At 63.1% G+C, this 19633-nt stretch carries 19 protein-coding genes and 1 tRNA gene; 11 read left to right on the forward strand and 9 right to left on the reverse strand.

The window, feature by feature from the left end:
• Nucleotides 1–130: 130 nt before the first annotated feature.
• The 5 genes from AB1286_RS04685 to AB1286_RS04705 all read right to left on the reverse strand — a co-directional run bounded on the left by AB1286_RS04685 (nt 131) and on the right by AB1286_RS04705 (nt 6051).
• A complete protein-coding gene (locus tag AB1286_RS04685; protein WP_430362167.1) occupies nt 131–529 on the reverse strand; it encodes a hypothetical protein in 399 nt (132 codons plus the stop codon).
• Nucleotides 516–3668, reverse strand: a complete 3153-nt coding sequence (locus AB1286_RS04690; protein WP_430362168.1) for an ATP-binding protein — start codon at nt 3666–3668, stop codon at nt 516–518. Before AB1286_RS04690 ends, AB1286_RS04685 begins: the two co-directional genes overlap by 14 nt.
• A gap of 16 nt (nt 3669–3684) precedes the next feature.
• Nucleotides 3685–4350 (reverse strand): response regulator transcription factor, encoded by a 666-nt coding sequence (locus AB1286_RS04695; RefSeq protein WP_430362169.1) that lies wholly within the window; start codon nt 4348–4350, stop codon nt 3685–3687.
• A gap of 833 nt (nt 4351–5183) precedes the next feature.
• Entirely contained in the window at nt 5184–5351 is a 168-nt protein-coding gene (locus tag AB1286_RS04700) for a hypothetical protein (RefSeq protein ID WP_430362170.1), read from the reverse strand.
• A 541-nt stretch (nt 5352–5892) separates the two neighbouring features.
• Entirely contained in the window at nt 5893–6051 is a 159-nt protein-coding gene (locus tag AB1286_RS04705) for a hypothetical protein (protein ID WP_430362171.1), read from the reverse strand.
• Between the two features lie 52 nt (nt 6052–6103).
• On the opposite strand from AB1286_RS04705, the gene AB1286_RS04710 reads away from it, so the two are divergent.
• The 3 genes from AB1286_RS04710 to AB1286_RS04720 all read left to right on the forward strand — a co-directional run bounded on the left by AB1286_RS04710 (nt 6104) and on the right by AB1286_RS04720 (nt 7127).
• On the forward strand, nt 6104–6436 hold the full coding sequence (locus tag AB1286_RS04710) for a type II toxin-antitoxin system RelE/ParE family toxin (protein WP_430362172.1): 333 nt from the start codon (nt 6104–6106) through the stop codon (nt 6434–6436).
• Nucleotides 6433–6744, forward strand: a complete 312-nt coding sequence (locus AB1286_RS04715) for an addiction module antidote protein (protein WP_430362173.1) — start codon at nt 6433–6435, stop codon at nt 6742–6744. Before AB1286_RS04710 ends, AB1286_RS04715 begins: the two co-directional genes overlap by 4 nt.
• A gap of 104 nt (nt 6745–6848) precedes the next feature.
• On the forward strand, nt 6849–7127 hold the full coding sequence (locus tag AB1286_RS04720; RefSeq protein WP_430362174.1) for a hypothetical protein: 279 nt from the start codon (nt 6849–6851) through the stop codon (nt 7125–7127).
• A 3-nt stretch (nt 7128–7130) separates the two neighbouring features.
• Here AB1286_RS04720 and AB1286_RS04725 read toward each other — a convergent pair whose 3' ends face one another.
• The 3 genes from AB1286_RS04725 to AB1286_RS04735 all read right to left on the reverse strand — a co-directional run bounded on the left by AB1286_RS04725 (nt 7131) and on the right by AB1286_RS04735 (nt 9056).
• On the reverse strand, nt 7131–7406 hold the full coding sequence (locus tag AB1286_RS04725) for a hypothetical protein (RefSeq protein WP_430362175.1): 276 nt from the start codon (nt 7404–7406) through the stop codon (nt 7131–7133).
• Between the two features lie 646 nt (nt 7407–8052).
• A tRNA-Arg gene (locus tag AB1286_RS04730) sits at nt 8053–8127 on the reverse strand.
• A gap of 98 nt (nt 8128–8225) precedes the next feature.
• Nucleotides 8226–9056, reverse strand: coding sequence for an undecaprenyl-diphosphate phosphatase (locus AB1286_RS04735; protein ID WP_430362176.1), 831 nt, complete (start codon nt 9054–9056; stop codon nt 8226–8228).
• Nucleotides 9057–9296: 240 nt separating this feature from the next.
• On the opposite strand from AB1286_RS04735, the gene AB1286_RS04740 reads away from it, so the two are divergent.
• The 7 genes from AB1286_RS04740 (at nt 9297) to AB1286_RS04770 (ending at nt 16443) form a co-directional block, all read left to right on the forward strand.
• Complete coding sequence (locus AB1286_RS04740; RefSeq protein WP_430362177.1) at nt 9297–10340, forward strand: substrate-binding domain-containing protein; 1044 nt, start codon at nt 9297–9299, stop codon at nt 10338–10340.
• Between the two features lie 103 nt (nt 10341–10443).
• Nucleotides 10444–11487, forward strand: a complete 1044-nt coding sequence (locus AB1286_RS04745; protein WP_430362178.1) for an ABC transporter substrate-binding protein — start codon at nt 10444–10446, stop codon at nt 11485–11487.
• Between the two features lie 130 nt (nt 11488–11617).
• Nucleotides 11618–12442: an ABC transporter permease gene (locus AB1286_RS04750; protein WP_430362179.1), complete on the forward strand. Its 825-nt coding sequence runs from the start codon at nt 11618–11620 to the stop codon at nt 12440–12442.
• A gap of 8 nt (nt 12443–12450) precedes the next feature.
• Entirely contained in the window at nt 12451–13344 is an 894-nt protein-coding gene (locus tag AB1286_RS04755; RefSeq protein WP_430362180.1) for an ABC transporter permease, read from the forward strand.
• A gap of 20 nt (nt 13345–13364) precedes the next feature.
• Nucleotides 13365–14363 carry an ABC transporter ATP-binding protein gene (locus AB1286_RS04760; RefSeq protein ID WP_430362181.1) on the forward strand — a complete coding sequence of 333 codons (999 nt, stop codon included), beginning with the start codon at nt 13365–13367 and terminating at the stop codon, nt 14361–14363.
• A 46-nt stretch (nt 14364–14409) separates the two neighbouring features.
• Nucleotides 14410–15237, forward strand: a complete 828-nt coding sequence (locus AB1286_RS04765) for a phosphodiesterase (protein WP_430362182.1) — start codon at nt 14410–14412, stop codon at nt 15235–15237.
• Nucleotides 15238–15240: 3 nt separating this feature from the next.
• On the forward strand, nt 15241–16443 hold the full coding sequence (locus tag AB1286_RS04770; RefSeq protein WP_430362183.1) for an MFS transporter: 1203 nt from the start codon (nt 15241–15243) through the stop codon (nt 16441–16443).
• A 78-nt stretch (nt 16444–16521) separates the two neighbouring features.
• On the opposite strand, the gene AB1286_RS04775 is transcribed toward AB1286_RS04770, so the two are convergent.
• Nucleotides 16522–17349: a DUF4397 domain-containing protein gene (locus AB1286_RS04775; RefSeq protein WP_430362184.1), complete on the reverse strand. Its 828-nt coding sequence runs from the start codon at nt 17347–17349 to the stop codon at nt 16522–16524.
• A 254-nt stretch (nt 17350–17603) separates the two neighbouring features.
• Between AB1286_RS04775 and AB1286_RS04780 the strand changes: the two genes are divergently transcribed.
• Nucleotides 17604–19628: an FAD-dependent oxidoreductase gene (locus AB1286_RS04780; RefSeq protein ID WP_430362185.1), complete on the forward strand. Its 2025-nt coding sequence runs from the start codon at nt 17604–17606 to the stop codon at nt 19626–19628.
• The last annotated feature ends 5 nt before the right edge of the window (nt 19629–19633 follow it).

A 19633-nucleotide genomic window follows, 5' to 3' on the forward strand; every position in this document is an offset into this window, starting at 1 on the left:
TCGAAAGTTCGACCGATGTCGGACGATCTTTCAAAAACGGGCGGATATCCTCGCGCGGCAGCGATTCCCGGACTACGTTACAGAAAGGTAAGCGGCTCGCCCCACCGCTGCGCGGCAACGAGCTTGCATCTCACCGCGGCTCGTGCGCTTTCGAGCGTTCGTCGATCAATGCGCGTCTGAGCGCGACGAGCGTCGAGCAAGCGGCTGGCATCGCTAGCCCGATCAGCGACGGATCGCCCAGACGCAGCGCGCGCTCCGCGCAACTAAGCGGTTCGAGCGCGCATTCATCGCTTACAAAAAACGCGGCCGTGCCGGTTAGCCTATGCAACGCCTGAGCCGCAGGCTCCCACTGTTCGTGCTCGAGCGCGCCGTCCAATGCGAGACGTTGGCAATCGAATTCGTCCAGCGCGACGGCAAGCAGCGTACGCAAACCTGCCTCGCCGTACAGCGCCGCCAACTCGGATAGGTCAAGCGGGCACTGTTCGTGCGTTTCGCGCATCTCGCCTACGCGCCGGTTATACGTCGACATCGACCGTCTCTCCCCACTTTTCCAACATGGCGGCAAGCTTGACCCGCGTGATCGGCTTGGCAAGGTAGTCGTCCATTCCGGCTTCGCGGCAGGCGCGCACGTCATCGGAGGTCGCGTTCGCGCTGATGGCGACGATCGTTGTGCGCGGCAGACGCTCGCCTTGCGTGTTGCGGATATTGCGCGCGACGGTGTAGCCGTCCAAGCCCGGCATGTGACAATCGAGCAACACGATGGCCGGCCGCATGCGGCGCCAGCATTCGTAACCTTGTATGCCGTCGGCGGCCTGCATGGCGCTGACGCCGAGCGCGCGAAGTTGTCTCACCACGATGTCTCGATTGACGTCGTTGTCTTCGATGACGAGTACCCTACCGATCGTGCGCGGCGCCTCATGCCCATCCGATAACGCGGCCATGCCGTTTTCGCCGAGGTCGAGGACAGCCGATGAGCGACTGTCCGTGCCGATTCGCTCGACGGCCGGCACACTCGACGCTTCAGCCCGACCGAGCGCCGCGCAGACGGCTTCGACGAAATCGCCGACGAAGCGCACGAGCCGTTGCCGCCCATCGCGTGAGCTCACCACGACGGCGCCTGCCGGATCGGTCGATACCTCGAAGTCGCACTCGCGTCCGCGCGCGACGCAACGAACGCCCATTTTCGCGAGGGAAGCCCGAACGGCCTGATGCATCGCCGGCACCGGCATACTCAAGTTCGCGCGCGCCGGGGCGACGCAGGGCCAAACGCGCAGATCCCCGCCCCAGCGAATCGGCAACCGGACACGCACGTGCGTCCCCTCGCCGACCCGGCTCTCGATATCGATCGTGCCGTCCATGAGGTCGACGAGCCGTTTGACGATCGACAACCCGAGACCCGTCCCGCCGTAACGCCGCGTCGTCGTGCTGTCTTGCTGGGTGAAGGGCGCGAACAGACGCGCGCGATACGCTTCCGAAATACCGGCACCCGTATCGACGACCGACACGATAAGCCACGGCCGTCCACGCACGCTCTTGCGCCGCACCTCCAGCACGACATGGCCTTTGTCGGTAAAGCGAATCGCGTTACTGAGCAGGTTCGTCATGATTTGATTGACACGCACTTCATCGCCGACGAGTTGCCGGTCGAAATGCGGCATGGCCGCCAGATAGAGCCCGAGCCCCTTGCGCGCCGCCAACGGCGCATGCAATTCCGCCGCCGCGGCAGCCAGCGCGCAGACATCGTAGGGCGCCGTCTCGAGCGTCAATGCGCCTTGCTCGATCTTCAAATAGTCGAGCGTGTCGTCGACGACGCGAAGCATCAGCCGCGCGGAATGCTGTGCGATATCGAGATAACGTCGCGGCTCCTCGGGCAACTGCATCGTATCGAGCACGTCTAACACGCCGACGACGCCGTTCATCGGCGTACGGATCTCATGGCTCATCATCGCGACGAACGCCGACTTCGCCCGATCGGCCGCGAGGGCTTGCTCGCGCGCCGCGATCGCCTCCGTCCGAGCGGCCACGGCCGCCGCGCGCGCCGCTTGCGTACGCCGATAGGCCCATGCGAGCGAGCCGATGACGACCAGCGCGATGGCGGCGGCGCTCGATGCAAGCCCGATAACGGCGCGCTTCTCGTAGCCCAATACGATCGTCAGCGGCCTGGCTCGGCTGGCCAGGCGGGCAAGTTCGCGCGGGCTATAGGATGCGAGATACCGATCGAGCATCGCGGCGAGCGGACGATCGGCCGGCTTGACGGCGAAACCGATCCGCTCGACGCCGGCCGTGGCGGGATCGATCGTTAGCTTATGGGGCGCGTAGCGGTCGCCCAGCTCTTCAGCCGCGATCGCGTTGACGAGCGCCGCATCGGCGTTGCCGGCGAGTACGGCCCGCAGCGCATCGGCCGCGGTCGTCCTTGGCACGAGTTCGGCTTCGGCGAGTAACGGCTCGGGCACGACGCGGCGCATCCGCCAGGGCGTCGTTGCAATGCGGCTCGCCTGCGTATCGTCGGGCTCCGCCCGTACGAACGACCAGGGGAAGCTGTCGTACGGGCGCGTCGTCACAAGCGCGTTCGTCGAGGGACCGGGGCCGAGCGGAAACGACGATACGAGATCGACGACACCGTCCCTAAGGGCTCGCGCAGGCTCATGCGCGGCATCGAGCAGTACGGGTTCGAATCGAAGACCTGCCGCTTGGGCGAACTGCTTGAGCAACGTGGCACCGAACCCTTGCCATCGGCCTTGGTCGTCGATGAAATCATAGGGACGGCCCAGCCGCTGAACGCCAACCCGCACTACGGGGTGCCGACTCGCCCACTCGCGCTCGGCATCGGTCATGCGCAGTGGCGCAGCCATCGCGCTGCGCGACGACGCGCCGAGCACCGGTTGAATCTCCATTTCGCTGAACGTCGACGGCGCGATGGCGGCCAGCCCCTCAGCGATCGTCGCCGTCAAAAGCGCGTCGTCCCGGCGCGATGCCAGACACAGAGCAACCGAAACGGGCAGCGCGACCGGCGTCAGCGTGCCGATTCCGCGCATGGCAAGGGCCTCGACATTCAGCGGATGGATGCCGACGAAGGCATCCGCGCGGCCGCTCGCGACAGCCTCGAGAGCGGCCGCGCGCTCGGGCATCGGTTGGACAGGGATACTAGCGAGCTTGGCATGCAAGGTCGCGACGCCGAGGCCCGCGTCCGCAACGACCACGCGCTTTCCGTTCAAATCGGAAAGCGCTTGAAGCGGGCCGTGCCCGCGTGGCAGCACGGCGCCGATTCGCAATGCCGCGTAGGGCTGGGACAGGATTGCTGCGCCTTCCGGCGCCGGATCGTCGCAGGCCACCGGTACGACGTCGATCTCGCCCGTCCGCAGCGCGGACCAAGCATCGCCGACGGACGATACGGCCCGATACTCGAGCCGTACCGCATGGGCGCGGGCGATCGCTCGCAAGACATCCGCGTTGAGGCCATGCCGCACGCCCGCATGATCGACGTAGTCGAGCGCCGCCATATCGCCGCCATATGCACCGACGCGCCACACACTCGGATTGCCTTGCTTCGCGTCCAGAGAGCCAGATAGGCAGGCGGCTGCCATCAAGCCGATCAGTTGCCGGGTCAATCCGGACGATCGGGACCCGACTTGCACGACACGACGCACGAAACGCACGCCCACGCCCATCGCGGCCTCCCTGCGCTCAATACCGGAACTTCTCTTTAAGAAACAGCGCGAGGCCCAGATCGTCGGCAACGCGCAGTTTGCGCATCGCACTGCGTTTATGCGTGCTGACGGTCTTTTTACTGCGCCGCAGCCTCGCAGCCGTTTGCGTCACAGACAACCCTTCGGCAATGTGCCGCAGGATTTCGATTTCGGCCGCAGACAACATGTCCTCGCGCGCATGCGGGATCAATGCCTCGACGCGGCCTTCGCGCATGACGAAGAATTTGCGCGGCGAGGCGACGGCATTGCGGATTGCCTCGGCGATAAGCGGAAGCGGAGTCGACTTTTCGAGAAATGCGTTGGCGCCCGCGCGATGGCATACGCATTCCGCATCGCTTGCCCGCGCGGCCGATAGGACGACGATGGCGAGCGGCGGTGCCTCGACGCGCAACCGTTTGACGAAGGTAGCGCCGTCGAGTCGATCGCCGGGAAGGTAAAAATCGACAAGCGCCACATCGCACGCGCCACGTTCGAGGACGGTGAATAGGTCGTCGATCGTCGAGACGTTCGCAACGAGTTCGAAATCTGCGTGATCGCGCAGATAGGTTGCCACACCGAGCGCGACGATCGGATGGTCATCGAGCACCGCGATACGAATTCGATGCCTGGGACGGGACAACAATAAGACTTGCCGGGGAGTCATGCGTTTCATCCTCGCTATTGCCATTGCGACGTGAAGAGACCGCCGCTCTAATGTATTAAGTCATTGGGCGGGTACGAATTAATGCACGAATAAGCCGAGTAATTATTCCGCCATGTGTTAGGCGATCAATCGCGAATTATCTTCAGGAAAATTCTTAATCAATTCGACGTGACGTGAAATTCACACCACCGGACCGCGAGGCCTCTCAACCTTGGCGTTTCCCGCCACACGCGTACACGGCTCGCTCGATTCTAGCTTAAGCGAACGACGCCAACAACGCTGAAAGACATGCATTTTGTCTGAAATACGCGGAACCAAGCCACGCACCTTCTTTTAGTCCTAAAATCTCACCAAAATAATCTCACGCAGCCAATTTGTGCTTATCAAATAACGATGCAAATCAAATAGCCGCGAGAAAAATCTGAATTTCAATTTGCGTAGAACGCGATGTACAGGATCGACTTATGCGGCCGAACGCGGATGTGAGCTGGAAAGATCGGAACGTGAGCGAGCGAGTGGCCGCAAGGCACCGCATGAGTGTTGCGACTTCGACATGAAGACCGCTGGCCGGCGAGGCCCGGCGCTAGAAGGGAGGCACACTGATACGACTGAATCGACAGCATCCGGCTAGAGCCAGCCTTCGCAAGCCGATATCGCACGCGGCACGCCTCCGGCGCGTACGCCGGAAACGCTACCCGAAACGCTACCCGAAACCGATCTCGGACCCGACCAAGCACCCTTACGCAACGCGTCCGACGTTCGGGCTGGCCAAAGACCGCCCGATAGATGATCCGACGAAGGCGGCTATCGCATGCGCTGCCGGACGCCGCTTGTCAGTGAAACAGCTTGGCCGTCGCGAATACGAGGCCCGTTAAAGCGATGGCCGTTCCGATGAACCATTTCAACAGCGTCGATTCCAGTGTCGTAACGTCGTTTTTCGTTGCTAGATGAAGCAGGCCTGCTTCGACGTGGGCCATGCGCTCGCGGATATCGGTCGTCATTTGTTCAAGCTCGGTGAGGCGTGCGTGAAATGACGGATGATCGCCGGTAAGGACGTGCAAGGGTACGGGGGAGTTGGGAAATCGGACAGATGGCTGGGGACGACGCTGGTCTCGCGCATTCGACATCATTGGGGTAGCTCGCTCGGATTCGTTCGGGGCGCGGCACGAGATCGCCCTCGCGCCGCCGTACCGCCAACGCCGTGCGCGATTGCCGCGTATTGCGGGCGCCAACGTTCACGCCCACACAAGCATCATCGACGATCGGGCCAAAGCGAAAAAGTCGGCCGAACGGCTAATTCGGCACTTCGCGCAGGTGCCGGCATGCGCCATGCATAGACTCAATGCCGCCCCCAATGAGCAAGGATGAGCAATGAAACCCATCTTGAAAATTTCGCTGGTCGTACTGGTGGCCGTTTTGGCCGGCAACCGGATTACCGATTTTCTGTGCGGGGCCCGGCCTAAACAGCAGCGCCTGCCGTTGTGACGAGCCGCGCACCGGCGTGAAACGATCCGGCGCGCGGCATCGTCAACGCGAGACCGCTCAGGCAAGCACCGCGTTAGGCGAGCCTGGCGGCATTGCCCACATGCTGCCAGGCCCGAAATTCCAGCCGGCGAACGATGATGGTATGCCCATCAGCGCCGTGGTGAGGCCGTCGAATAGTGCGATTTGAGTCAGATTCGAGAGCGTGCGATAACTCATAACCGATGTCGTACGTGTAGCGCGCTTGCGCCATTGTATCCAAAAGGATACAATGAAAACTGACCCCGCTCCAATCTTGACCTTGAACAAGATCAACGCCACCGAAGAATTTACCGATTGGGTCAACGCTCTTACAGACGTCAAAGCACGCGCCGCGATCTACCTGCGGATCAAGCGCGCCGAGTTGGGCAACTTCGGCGAGTACAAGGTTCTGGCGGAAGGTGTGTCGGAAATGAAGGTCAACGTTGGACCAGGCTACGGAGTCTATTTCGCGCGCGAAGGTCGTGTGACCTACCTACTTCTGTGCGGAGGCGATAAATCGACACAGAAAGTAGACATTAAGCGCGCCAGGGTCATTTGGAAGGCAATCAAGGAGCAAACATGAGCAAGGGCAAGGACAAGATCAAGATCGCCCGCTTCGACTTGTCGGAGCAGCTAGACAGCGAGGAAGTCATCGCCGCTTACCTCAGTGCCGCGCTAGAGGAAGGCGATCCGGATCTGCTTATGGCGGCGATCGCTGATGTCGCCAAAGCCCGCGGCATTGCCAGAGTGGCAGCCGACGCAGGTGTTGGACGGGAAAGCCTGTACAAGACGCTAGCGCCGGGCTCGAAGCCGAAACTTGAAACCGTCTTCAAGTTAATGCATGCGCTCGGCGTCAAGCTCACTGCTACACCGGAGACGGCGCACGCCTAACGCTCGTCACGGAGAAGTGCGGCATCGCGCGCTCGGCGGCTGGGAAGCCGGCGCCGCAAGGGTCGGCTGATACGATTGCGAAAAAACAAGCAACGGGGAATCACATGCGCGCTCCTTATCTGTTTGCCGCAGTTGCTGTCATCGCTGGCTGCACGACAATCTCCGACGTCACACCGGCCGGCGACGGCAACTACACGGTGACGACGCAAGTGCAAGGTGGGATGACGCCTTGGGGCGAGGTCAAGGCGTCGAGCCTGAAGCGTGCCGACAAATACTGCCGGCAACAAGGCAAGCAGATGCATCCGATCGAGATGAAAACTCACGGCGTTCGCGGATGGACGCCGCAGGAAGCGGATCTGACGTTCTCTTGCGTGGCGGGATGAGCCTCAGTTACAGCCGTACGCCGTGCAGTAATGGCTGTACGATTGTCCCTGTGAATTCGTGCCGTTAATGAGGCGAGTCCCGTTTCCGAAATTCGTGATGTTCTCGTTCCAACTCGCGCCGTTGGCAGCCGTGCCATTGATAATTGTGCGATTGCCGTAGGTGTTGGCGGTTTCGTTCCAAGAGCTACCAGTCTGCGCGTTGTACCCATTGAGCATGGTGGTATTGCCAAATCGATTCACCTGGTACGAGTTGCCGTTGTTGTCCGTGCAAGTCTGCATTGTCGGGCCGCCGAAACAGTTCGCAGATGCGGATACACTAAAGCTCGCAGCGAGCATAGCCGCCGCCGAGAGAAGTATGCGGTTCATAAAATCCCCGTGTGGTCTTGGTCTCCTATGCGATTCATCATATGTTGCAACTGCCAAGACGCAACGGGGAGCAAACCATTAGTGAGTGACCCGTATTACCGCTCGGTGACAGCGACATCCCACATAGCAAGCTTCGCACGCCGTTTCTCGTGAACCGGCTCTAGGCCGCCGCCGATCTGATCTTTGATGGCGGCCCGCTTCTTTCCTAGCGGCCGGCAGCGACACGGTCGGATACACGCCGACGGCATGCATCCGCTTTTGCCATCGACTGGATATTTCAACCGCCAGCACTTGGCGCCGCTCGGCTCGACATGGAGATCCATGCATTGGCCATCGGCCATCCTTGTACGCCTTCTCGCGAAGCTTTGCGGCGCGGACCGCGGCACCAGTCAGGGGCACCGGCAAAGTGGCAGTATCTCAACGCCACTTTGGGTGAAAACGTACCCGCGGCCGACAGGAGGCAATCGCAAAACCTGGCCAACAATGGGAAGCAAAACGGCCACAAGCCCTTGACCGGCTTGGGATTTCGGTAGACCACAGGAAACGTTAGGAGCTTAATTGGCCCCCCCACGAGGAATCGAACCTCGATTTCAGGTTTAGAAGACCCGTGTTCTATCCGTTGAACTATGGGGAGGCGAAGGCGTGATTGTACGATGCTGCGCACCGCCGAGCGATGCGTCCGGTCACGCCGGGCCGGGGGGCGGAATTATACTCGATCCCCCCGATGCGAGATCAAACCGGTTGGCCGTGCGTCACGAACCAAGCGAAGCAAGCCAAGCCGGCGAGTATGCAATACACGCCGAACGAAGCCAAGCGGCCACGCCCTTCGAAATAACGCATCAAGAAGCGCACGCTCAAATACGCCGCAATCGCAGTCAGAACGCCGCCCAGCAGCGCATCGCCGAGCTGCCCCGGCGCGTGGAACAATTTGGGAATTTCCAACAGCCCAGCCGCGAAAATAATCGGCGTGCCCAGCAAGAAAGCGAATTCGGCGGCGCTCTCGGCCGTCAGACCCGCCGCGTTGCCGGCGATCATGGTCAACCCGCTGCGCGAAAAACCGGGAATCAGCGCGCCGACCTGAGCAAGACCGACGAGAAACGCCTGTTTGAACGTCAGTTTCTCAGGCGGCCGGTGTGCCCGCGAGCGCTGAAGACGATCGCCGAGCCAAAGCAACAAGCCGTTCACGACGAGCGCCAGCGCCACGATCCGCAGATCGTGAAAAATCCGCTCGAGCCGCTTTTCCAGCACAAGACCCACGAGCCCTGCCGGAATCGTCCCGATAATGAGCGCCCACATCATGTGGCCCTCTTCGCTGCGCCGGCCGGCCAACGAACCGAACCAGCCCGAGATCAGCGCAACCCAGCGTTTGCGGAAATACCACAGCAGAGCAAGCGCCGTGCCCAAATGCAGCGCGACCAGGAACGGAATCAGTTGCGGCGCATGCTTGTCGATGTGCACGCCCATTAGCGCAGGCGCCAGCAGCGTGTGTCCCAAGCTGCTGACGGGGAACAGTTCGGTGACGCCCTGTAGGACGCTTAGAAAAAACAAAAACCAAAGGCTCACGCGTCGATCCTTTCTTTCTTCAGGTTAGGGGAAATGAAGAACATTCCAGGCGGTAGCCGGCCGGCCAGCGCCCGATCGCGACCGATTATGCCTAGCCATGGAACCTGAGCCAAGCTAAGAAAACATTTTTTTCAGCCCAAATACCGCGCAAAACGGTCATGTCTCAGTCATAATCGACACGGATAATCGTTGCGATGTAAACGTTTTCAGGCCCAGTACTACCGGACTGCATAGACAGCAATGAAACATACGATCAAGGATGTAGCCGCATACGCCGGCTTTTCCATCGCGACGGTGTCTCGCGCGATCAATGCGCCTCATACGGTGAACCGGGTCACGCTCGCGAAGATCCGCGAAGCGATCGAGGCGCTCCAGTTCAGCCCGAGCCCCCTCGGCCGGCAGCTGCGCGGGGAACGCACGCGCCTGATCGGCGTCGTGCTGCCCACGCTCGCGAATCCGGTGTTCGCCGAATGCCTGCAAGGCATCGACGAGCTCGCGGCCGCGCAGGGCTATCGGCTCATGCTGATGACGACGCAATACGACGCCGCGCGCGAACGCCATGCGATCGAGACACTGCTCGCCCAACGCGTCGAGGGTCTCATCCTCACCGTGGCCGATGCCGATACGCATCCGCTGCTCGACGAACTCGATCGCGACGGCAAGCTGTACGTGCTCATGCACAACGACACGGTGCGGCGCCCGTCGGTCTCCGTCGATAACCGGCGCGCTGCCTACGACGGCGTGCGGATGCTGATCGAACACGGTCACGAGCGCGTACTTATGTTGGCGGGTACGCTCGCCGAGTCCGATCGTGCGCGCCTGCGCTACCGCGGCTACGCCGAAGCCATGAGCCAGGCCGGACTCACCCCCGCCCCCGCGCTCGAAGTCGACTTCAATGCCGACGAACTCGCCCCTTCGGTACTTGCGCACCTCACCGCGGGCGCGGCGCGCCCCACGGCGCTCTTCTGTAGCAACGACCTGCTCGCGATGGTCGTCATGCGCGGCCTGCGCCGCGCGCGCTACGACGTGCCCGGCGATATGTCGATCCTCGGCTTCGACGGGCTCGCGATGGGCGAATTGCTGTCGCCGCCGCTCGCTAGCATCGGCACCCCGAACCGGGAAATCGGCTGCGCCGCCTGGCGGCGCCTGATGGCCCGCATCGAAGGCGCCGACGACGGCGAATCGCTCTCCCTCACGTTGCCTCACATGTTGCGCACAGGCGCGACGGTCGCCGCGCTTTCGGGCGCATCGGACGCCGCCAAATCCGCGCATCCCGCCGCCTAAACGGCGGGGCATCCACTCGTATCAAGCGCCGGCCCTCTAGGGCCGCCGCCGCATTTCTACGACGTCCCGATCCGCCCTTTATCGTCCCGCAAGGAGACCTCAAGTGACACGTCGCTCATTCAGCCTTCGCATTCGCGTGGCTCGTCTAGCCGCAATCGCCGGTGCGCTCGTCGCGCTTGCCGGCACGTTCGCCCCGACGGCGCACGCCCAGCAAACGGCCATCTGCTACAACTGCCCGCCGGAATGGGCCGATTGGGCGAGCGAATTGAAGGCGATCCAAGACAAGACCGGCATCCGCGTGCCGTCCGACAACAAGAACTCGGGCCAAGCCATCGCCCAATTGATCGCGGAGCAAAAAAGCCCTGTGGCGGACGTCGTCTACCTCGGCGTGTCCTCGGCGTTTCAAGCGAAGGACAAGGGCGTCATTCAGCCGTATAAACCGGCGCACTGGGACGACATCCCCTCGGACCTGAAAGACCCGCAAGGCTATTGGTTCGCGATCCACTCGGGTACGCTCGGCTTCTTCGTCAACAAGGACGCGCTCGAAGGCAAGCCCGTCCCCCGCTCCTGGGCCGATTTGCTGAAACCTGAATACAAAGGCATGGTCGGCTACCTCGATCCGTCGAGCGCGTTCGTCGGCTATGCCGGCGCCGTCGCCGTGAACCAGGCGCTCGGCGGCTCGCTCGAGAACTTCAAACCGGGCCTCGACTGGTTCGCCAAGCTCAAGGCCAATCAGCCGATCGTGCCCAAGCAAACGGCCTATGCGCGCGTGCTCTCGGGCGAAATCCCGATCCTGCTCGACTACGACTTCGATGCCTATCGCGCGAAGTACAAGGATCACGCCAATGTCGAATTCGTGATTCCGACCGAAGGCACGATCTCCGTCCCTTATGTGATGAGCCTCGTCAAGGGCGCGCCGCACGAGGCGAACGGCAAGAAGGTGCTCGACTTCGTACTGTCGGACGAAGGACAGAAAATCTGGGCGAACGCCTATTTGCGCCCGGTACGCGCCAGCGCAATGAGTCAGGAAGCCGCCGCGAAGTTCTTGCCCGCGAGCGACTACGCGCGCGCCAAACCGGTCGATTTCGCCAAAATGGCCGAGAAGCAGCAAGCATTCGGCGAACAATATCTGAAGGTCGTGCACTAATCGCGCACAAGCCAACCGGCACGCGGGTTACGCATCATCGGAGGGCGTAGGAGCGCGCGGGGCATCGCGCTCCCGCGCCCTCGCGCGATCCGTCCATCTCCTCACCGCCTCTCGAGAAGCGGGCATCACCATGCATGACATCACGTTTCCGCTACGTTGGCGCATCGCTTTGATCGCGCCGGCGCTCGCCGTTTTCATCGCTTTTTGGCTACTACCGATGGCCGTGCTCGTTCAAGTGAGCGGCAACGGTCACGCCTTCGCCACCTATCGCGCCCTGCTCACGAACGGGCGATACATGGACAGCCTCATCGCGACGGTCGCACTCTCCGCCGCCGTCACGTTCGCCACGCTCGTGCTATCCGTCATCTCGGGCCTGCTGCTTGCACGCCGCGAATTTGCCGGCAAACGCACGCTCGTCGCCTTGCTCACGTTTCCGCTCGCCTTCCCGGGCGTGGTCGTCGGCTTCATGGTGATCATGCTCGCCGGCCGGCAGGGCCTCATCGGTTCGCTCTCGCAAAAGCTCACCGGCGATCGCTGGGTGTTCGCCTATTCGATGACGGGACTCTTTCTCGGCTACCTGTACTTTTCCATTCCGCGCGTGATCGTCACCGTCATGGCCTCCGCCACGAAGCTCGATCCTTCGCTCGAGGAGGCGGCCCGCTCGCTCGGCGCCTCGCCTTGGCAAATCATGCGCGACGTCGTCTTGCCGGGGCTCGCGCCGGGCCTCGTCGCGGCCGGTGCGATCTGCTTCGCGACGGCGATGGGCGCCTTCGGCACTGCCTTCACGCTCGCCACCGATATCGACGTCCTGCCGATGACGATCTACACGGAGTTCACGTTGAACGCGAACATGATCACGGCGGCGGGGCTGTCGGTGATACTCGGTATCGTTACGTGGCTCGTCCTCGCGATCGCGCGCAGCGCGACGGGCTCGGCCGTTGCCGCCACCGCGTGAGGTCCGGAATGAATCGACTCGCAAATACCGCCCTCGCCGATCGTCGGCCTTCCGCGTTCGCTCGGTCTTTAGCGCCGCGCACGCTGCTCGCACTCGGGCAATGGCTGGTCACGTTCGGCTTATGCGCGTTTCTCGTGGTGCCCGTCGTCATGTCGGTTTTGGCAGGGCTCACCGTCAATTACTTTCGCGGTCTATCGAGTGGGCTCACGCTGCGCTGGCTCGCGCAAGTCTGGGAGCAGTATCACGGCTCGGTGTTCCTCTCGCTCGAAGTCGCGGCGGCCACGCTCGCCGTCACGCTGGTCACCGGGGTACCGGCCGCCTACGCGCTCGCACGCAGCAAAACGCGGTGGGCGCGCCTCGTCGAAGAACTCCTCGTACTGCCCATCGCCCTTCCCGGCCTCGCCTCGGCGCTCGCGCTCATCGTGGTCTACGGCGGGTTCACGGCGTTTCGCATGAGCATTGCGTTCATCGTCGTCGGCCATGTGGTGTTCACGCTCCCGTTCATGGTGCGATCCGTCGCGGCCGTCGCGGCGAGCGCCGACTTGCGCACGCTCGAGGAAGGCGCCGCGAGTCTCGGCGCCACATTCGCGCAGCGCTTTTTCACGGTCGTACTGCCGAACCTGAAGCCCGGCATCGTTGCCGGCGCGCTGGCAGTCGTCACGCTGTCGATCGGCGAATTCAATCTGACGTGGATGCTGCACACGCCCGAGACCAAAACGCTGCCCGTCGGGCTCGCCGATACTTATGCATCGCTGCGCATCGAGGTCGGCAGCGCCTACACGATTCTATTTTTCGCCATGACGATGCCGCTGCTCGTCGCGATGCAGCGCTTAGGCGGCGGCCAGGTAGAACTCATGCGCCGCGCCGACGCGGCACGCCAACTCAAAGGCAAAGCCGACTAATTTTCGCTCGACTCATCACGATGAACTTCACCCCCGTTCCCATCGCGCTCACGCAATGCGCGAAGACATTTCACGGCACGCGCGTGCTCGAGCCGCTGGACCTTGCCATCGGCGCCGGCGAAACGCTCGTTTTACTCGGACCGTCAGGCTGCGGAAAAACCACGACGCTACGTATCATCGCAGGGCTCGAATCGCCCGATGCCGGCGGCACCGTTCGCTTCGGCGACGATGACGTCACGCATCTGCCGATCGAGCGGCGCCAAGTCGGCATGGTGTTTCAAAGCTATGCGCTGTTTCCGAATCTGACCGTTCGCGGCAACGTCGGCTACGGCCTGAAGATTGCCAAGGCCGAACCGGCCTTCGCGCGCCGGCGCGTCGACGAATTGCTCGCGCTGATGCGGCTCGAAGCGCATGCGGACAAGCCGATTCACCAGCTCTCGGGCGGCCAGCGGCAACGCGTGGCGCTCGCGCGGGCACTCGCCCGCGAACCGCGCGTGCTGTTGCTCGACGAGCCCCTTACGGCACTCGATGCGCGCCTACGTGATACGCTGCGACACGAGATGAATACGCTGCTGCGCGGGCTCGGCGTCACGACCGTCTACGTGACGCACGATCAAGCCGAGGCGATGGAGCTGGGCGACCGCATCGTCGTCATGAGCGCGGGGCGTATCGAACAGATCGGCACGCCGCGCGAGATTTATTATCGCCCGGCCAATCGCGCCGTTGCCCAATTCGTGGGCACGATCAACCGGCTCGTGGGTTACCAACCCGCTGCCGCCGCCGCGACCGAATCCGAAATTTTTTTCCGGCCGGAGGACGGGCGGCTCGTCGATCCGCAAGCGGCATCGCTACGCGGTATCGTCGAAACCGTCGCGTTTCTCGGCGAGCGCACGCGCGTGACGGTGGCGGGCGCCGCGCCGGAACCGCTTGTCATCGACGTCGCAGGGCGCAGCGAGTGGGCGCCGGGCGCGGCGGTCGGCATCGAAATTGCGCCCGAAGGATTGATTTCGTTACCTTGACGACTACCTCAATCGACAATAAGAAACATAGACCAAGGACTCACACATGCTACTCGCACAGATCAGCGATCTTCATATCAAGCGCCCAGGCGCGCTGGCCTATCGGCGCGTCGATACGGCGGCTTATCTCGAACGCTGCGTCGCCCGATTGATCGCGCTCGAGCCGAAGCCGGACGCGCTCGTCATCACGGGCGACCTCGTCGATTTGGGCACGCTCGTAGAGTACGAGGCACTGAAAAAGCTGCTCGCGCCGCTCACGATGCCCGTGTACCTGCTCGTCGGCAATCACGACGAGCGCCAGGCGCTGCGCGCAGTGTTTGCCGATCACGCGTATTTGCACACGGGTGGCGAATTCGTTCATTACGCCGTCGACGTGGGGCCGCTACGGCTCATCGCGCTCGATTCGCAAATGCCGCGGCAAGGCGGCGGCCATTTGTGCGAGACGCGGCTCGCGTGGCTCGACGCGCAACTGGCCGCATCGCAAGGCAAGCCGGTCGTGCTCGCACTGCATCATCCGCCGTTCGTCTCGGGCATCGGACACATGGACCGCCAACGACTCGACCCGGCCTCGGCGGAGCAGCTTGCCGCCATCGTCAGCCGTTATCCGAACGTCGAACGCGTGATCTGCGGCCACGTGCACCGCCCGATCTTCACGCGCTTCGCGGGAACGATCGCGGCCGCGGTGCCCGCACCGGCTCACCAAGTCGCGCTCGACCTGCGAAAAGACGCGCCCTCGGCATTCAGGCTCGAGCCGCCCGCCTTCGCGCTGCATCAGTACGCCCCCGAAACGGGCGTCGTCACGCATCACGCTTATGTCGACGAAGGCGAAGGCCCGTTTCCGTTCTACGAAACGGACGGCACGCTGATCGACTAATCGATGAATCACGCCAGCCGTGCCGACGACGCCGGCCCCTACTCGCGTGCACTATTGCTGCTACTCGCGACGATCGCGGGCGTCTCGGTCGCCAACATCTACTACAACCAGCCTCTGCTCGATCGCTTTCGCGAGACGTTTTCGCTTGACGCCTCATGGGTGGGCGCCGTGCCGGCAGCGACGCAACTCGGTTACGCCGCCGGCATGTTCTTTCTCGCGCCGCTCGGCGATCGGTTCAACCGCAAAAAGCTGATCCTGCTGCAAACAGCGGGGCTTGCGCTCGCGTTGACGGCGGCGGCCGCCGCGCCGTCGCTCGCCGTGCTCGCCACGACGAGTTTGGCCATCGGCGTGCTTTCGACGATCGCTCAGCAAGCGGTGCCTTTCGCCGCGGAACTCGCGCCTCCGGCGCAGCGCGGTCACGCGGTCGGCACCGTGATGAGCGGATTGTTGCTCGGCATCTTGCTCGCACGGACGGCAGCCGGTTTCATCGCACAGTACTTCGGATGGCGAACGGTATTTTGCGCGTCGGTCGGCGCGCTCGCGCTACTCGCACTCGTCGTGATTGCACGCTTGCCCAATAGCCGCCCCACCTCGAACTTGCCCTATGGCAAGCTGCTCGGGTCGATGTGGCATCTCGCGCTCGAGCTGCGCGGACTGCGTGACGCCTCGATCACCGGTGCAGCGCTATTCGCGGCATTCAGCGCGTTCTGGTCGGTCCTCACGCTGCTGCTCGCAGGCGCGCCGTTTCATCTCGGGCCACAGGCCGCAGGCCTGTTCGGCATTGTCGGCGCAGCCGGTGCGCTCGCCGCGCCCATCGCGGGGCGTTTCTCCGATAAGCGGGGGCCGCACGCGGTCATCACGCTCTCGATCGGGCTCGTCGCGCTCGCCTTCGTCATTTTTGCGTTTTCTTCGGCAAGCATCGCCGGTCTCGTGGTTGGGGTCGTCGTGCTGGATATCGGCGTGCAAGCCGCTCAGATTTCAAATCAATCGCGTATCTACGCGCTCAAGCCGGAGGCGCGCAGCCGCGTCAATACCGTGTTCATGGTTTGCTATTTCATCGGAGGAGCGAGCGGATCGGCCGTCGGGGCCTATGCGTGGCGCGCATTCGGGTGGACGGGCGTTTGCGCCGCGGGCGTTCTCTTCGCCTGCCTGGCTGCGGCTCGACATCTGACGGCACCGGCCGCAACGGCGGGCGCACCGCACTAGCGTGCGGTCCGGACGGGAAGGCGCGCACTCGTCGCCCCCTCCCGCCACCCTCGCTTCATATTTGGCCGCACGCCGGCGTTACTGCCCCGTCAGCGCGTTGGTCAATTCGAGCGCAGGCTGCGACGTGTTCCCGCCTTGAGCCACCAGCAAGTGAATCTGACCCGGTTGCAACGTGCTGGCCACGCCGCCCGCCGGAACCGTCGAGATGAGCCAGTCGGCGTTGTTCGCTAGACTAAATTGAGCAGACTCGTAGATCGGCGTCGATGTCCCAGCCACGGTCACAATCGCCATATAGGCGCCGCCGGAAAGATAGAGCGAGTCCTGGCCGCTAGCCGGCACGGCGTTGCCGTACGAGACACCGGCCATGGTCGGACTGACGCCCGACACGCTCGTCGTCCCGGGCGGCACGATGTACACGTCGACGTCGGTAGCATTAGGCGAAGCGTTGAACGAACGCACGCGTGCATCGTTAGACAGCAAGCCTTTGTCGAAAGGGTCGTCGATCAAACCGATACCGTAGCCGTTGCTTGCCGCGATGCTGGGCAGTGCGATGACGGTATATTCGTGGCCGTTCGAAACATTCGCGAATGTCCCGCTAGCCAGCGCGGCGCTCGCGGCCGTTCCCGTCAAGCCGTAGCTCACTTGCGTGCTACCCGTGCCGATGTTCGCGAAATTCGTCACACCTTTATATGGAACGTTTGTCTGTCCCGATAGCGTCGAGCCGTTGACGAACAAATCGAGATTCGGAGCCGCAGCGCCGTTGGGCGCAATCGGTACCGCATTCACGAAATGCACCTCGGGATTTTGCAATCCCACTTCCTTGCCGACGTCGTTCGAGCTGCCGCCGCAACCCGCGAACAACGCCGCGACGCACGCAGCAGCAACCAAACTACGAACCGTCTTCATGTACCACCTCCGAAATTTACAGCTTGGCAGACCATGCCAAGCGTCAATCGAGTACCTCCGAATCGCGGCTTGCGCGTTCGTGGCCTTTTAGGGAGCAAACCCTATGCCGTCCAATTGACTCTGATTCGACTACGCCGGGCCGCGCGCGCAGCACCGTGCGGCAAGCCCAGCCACGCGATTAGAGCCACGCCTCCAGCGTCGAAAGCACCGCGGCGCGCTATCGTTCGCACGCATCCACTTTTACGAATCTGCCCATGCCTTATCCACATTTGCTGTCCGAGTTGGATCTCGGCTTCACGAAGCTCAAGAACCGAGTCGTCATGGGCTCGATGCATACAGGCTTGGAAGATCGGTTTTGGCATTACCCGGCCCTCGCCGAGTACTATCGCGAGCGCGCCAAGGGCGGTGTCGGCCTCATCATTACGGGCGGCATTTCACCGAATCGGGAAGGCTGGCTGCTTCCGTTCGGCGGCACGCTAAATTCGGTATTGGATCTGCACAATCACCGGAAACTCACGCGGGCCGTGCACGAGGAAGGCGGCAAGATCGCCATGCAAATCTTGCACGCGGGCCGCTACGGCTATCACCCTTTCGTCGTCAGCGCATCCGCCATCCGCTCGCCGATCTCTAAGTTCGCGCCGCGCGCCCTCACGCCAGCCGGGATCGAGCGCACCGTGCGCGCCTATGCGCGCACTGCAAAGCTCGCGCAGCGCGCCGGCTACGACGGCGTCGAAATCATGGGCAGCGAAGGCTATTTGCTGAACCAGTTCTTGTGCCGCCGCACGAATCATCGGACCGATAGCTACGGGGGCAGCATCGAAAACCGGATGCGCTTGGCGCTCGACGTCGTGCGGCGCATCCGGGCGGCGTGCGGCGAGCATTTCATCGTCATCTATCGGCTTTCGTTGATCGATCTCGTCGATGGCGGGAACACGTGGGACGAGACCGTACAAGTCGCACGCGGGCTCGAAGCGGCCGGCGTGACGCTGATCAATACCGGGATCGGTTGGCACGAAGCACGCGTGCCGACGATCGTGACGTCGGTGCCGCGCGCCGCCTTCGCGCCGCTGACGGCTCGCTTGCGCGAAGCCGTGCGCGTGCCCGTCATCGCCTCGAACCGAATCAACACGCCCGAGCTCGCGGAATCGCTGATCGCGCAAGGCAATGCAGATCTCGTGTCGATGGCGCGCCCGTTATTGGCCGATCCGCAGTTCGTCCTCAAGGCAAGCGAGAACCGCGCCGACGAAATCAATACCTGCATCGCTTGCAATCAGGCATGTCTGGACCATACGTTCCGCAACGAGCGCGCGAGCTGCCTCGTTAATCCGCGCGCTGCGCACGAAACCGAACTCGTCTACCGCCCTACCGCGCGGGCACGCTCGCTCGCTGTCGTCGGCGCAGGGCCGGCAGGCTTATCGGCTGCGTGCGTGGCGGCGGCGCGCGGTCACCGCGTGACGCTGTTCGATGCGAGCGAAACGATCGGCGGACAGTTCAATCTCGCGCGCCGCATTCCCGGAAAAGAGGAATTCGCCGAAACGCTGCGTTACTTCGGCAGCCAATTGCGCAAGCACGGCGTCGACGTTCGGCTCGGCACGCGCGTGGACGCGGCGCTACTCGCCGGCTCGCCCTATGACGAAGTCATCGTGGCGACCGGCATCGTGCCGCGACGCCCCGCGATCCCCGGCATCGACTCCGCCAATGTGCTGTCGTACGTCGACGTGCTGCGCGGCGCGCCGGTCGGCCGCACGGTCGCCGTCATCGGCGCGGGCGGGATCGGCTTCGATGTCAGCGAGTTCCTCTTGCATCGCACCGGCGATCCGCTGCCGCAACCGCGTGACGCCTGGTGCGCAGAATGGAACGTCGATCTGAGCGTCACCGAGCCCGGCGGCCTTGCGCAAACGCGGCACGAGCAAGCGCCCGAACGCCAAATCTGGCTCTTGCAGCGCAAGAAAGGCAAGCTCGGCGCGGGCCTCGGAAAGACGTCGGGATGGGTTCACCGCGCGACGCTCGTGCGGCAAGGCGTGAAGATGCTCGATGGCGTCGCCTACCTCGAGATCGCGCCGCGCGGACTGAAAATCGAGCGCGACGGCGCGGAGCAATGGCTCGACGTGGAGACGATCGTCGTGTGTGCCGGGCAAGAATCGCTGCGCGAACTCGTGCCGGCCTCGCAGGACGCCGGCGGTCCCCGCTTTCATGTCATCGGCGGCGCCTCGGTTGCCAGCGAGCTCGACGCGGAGCGCGCCATTCGCGAGGGCGCACAATTGGCCGCGACACTGTGAAGGCG

It is taken from the genome of Trinickia sp. NRRL B-1857 (assembly GCF_050470685.1).
GTDB lineage: Bacteria > Pseudomonadota > Gammaproteobacteria > Burkholderiales > Burkholderiaceae > Trinickia.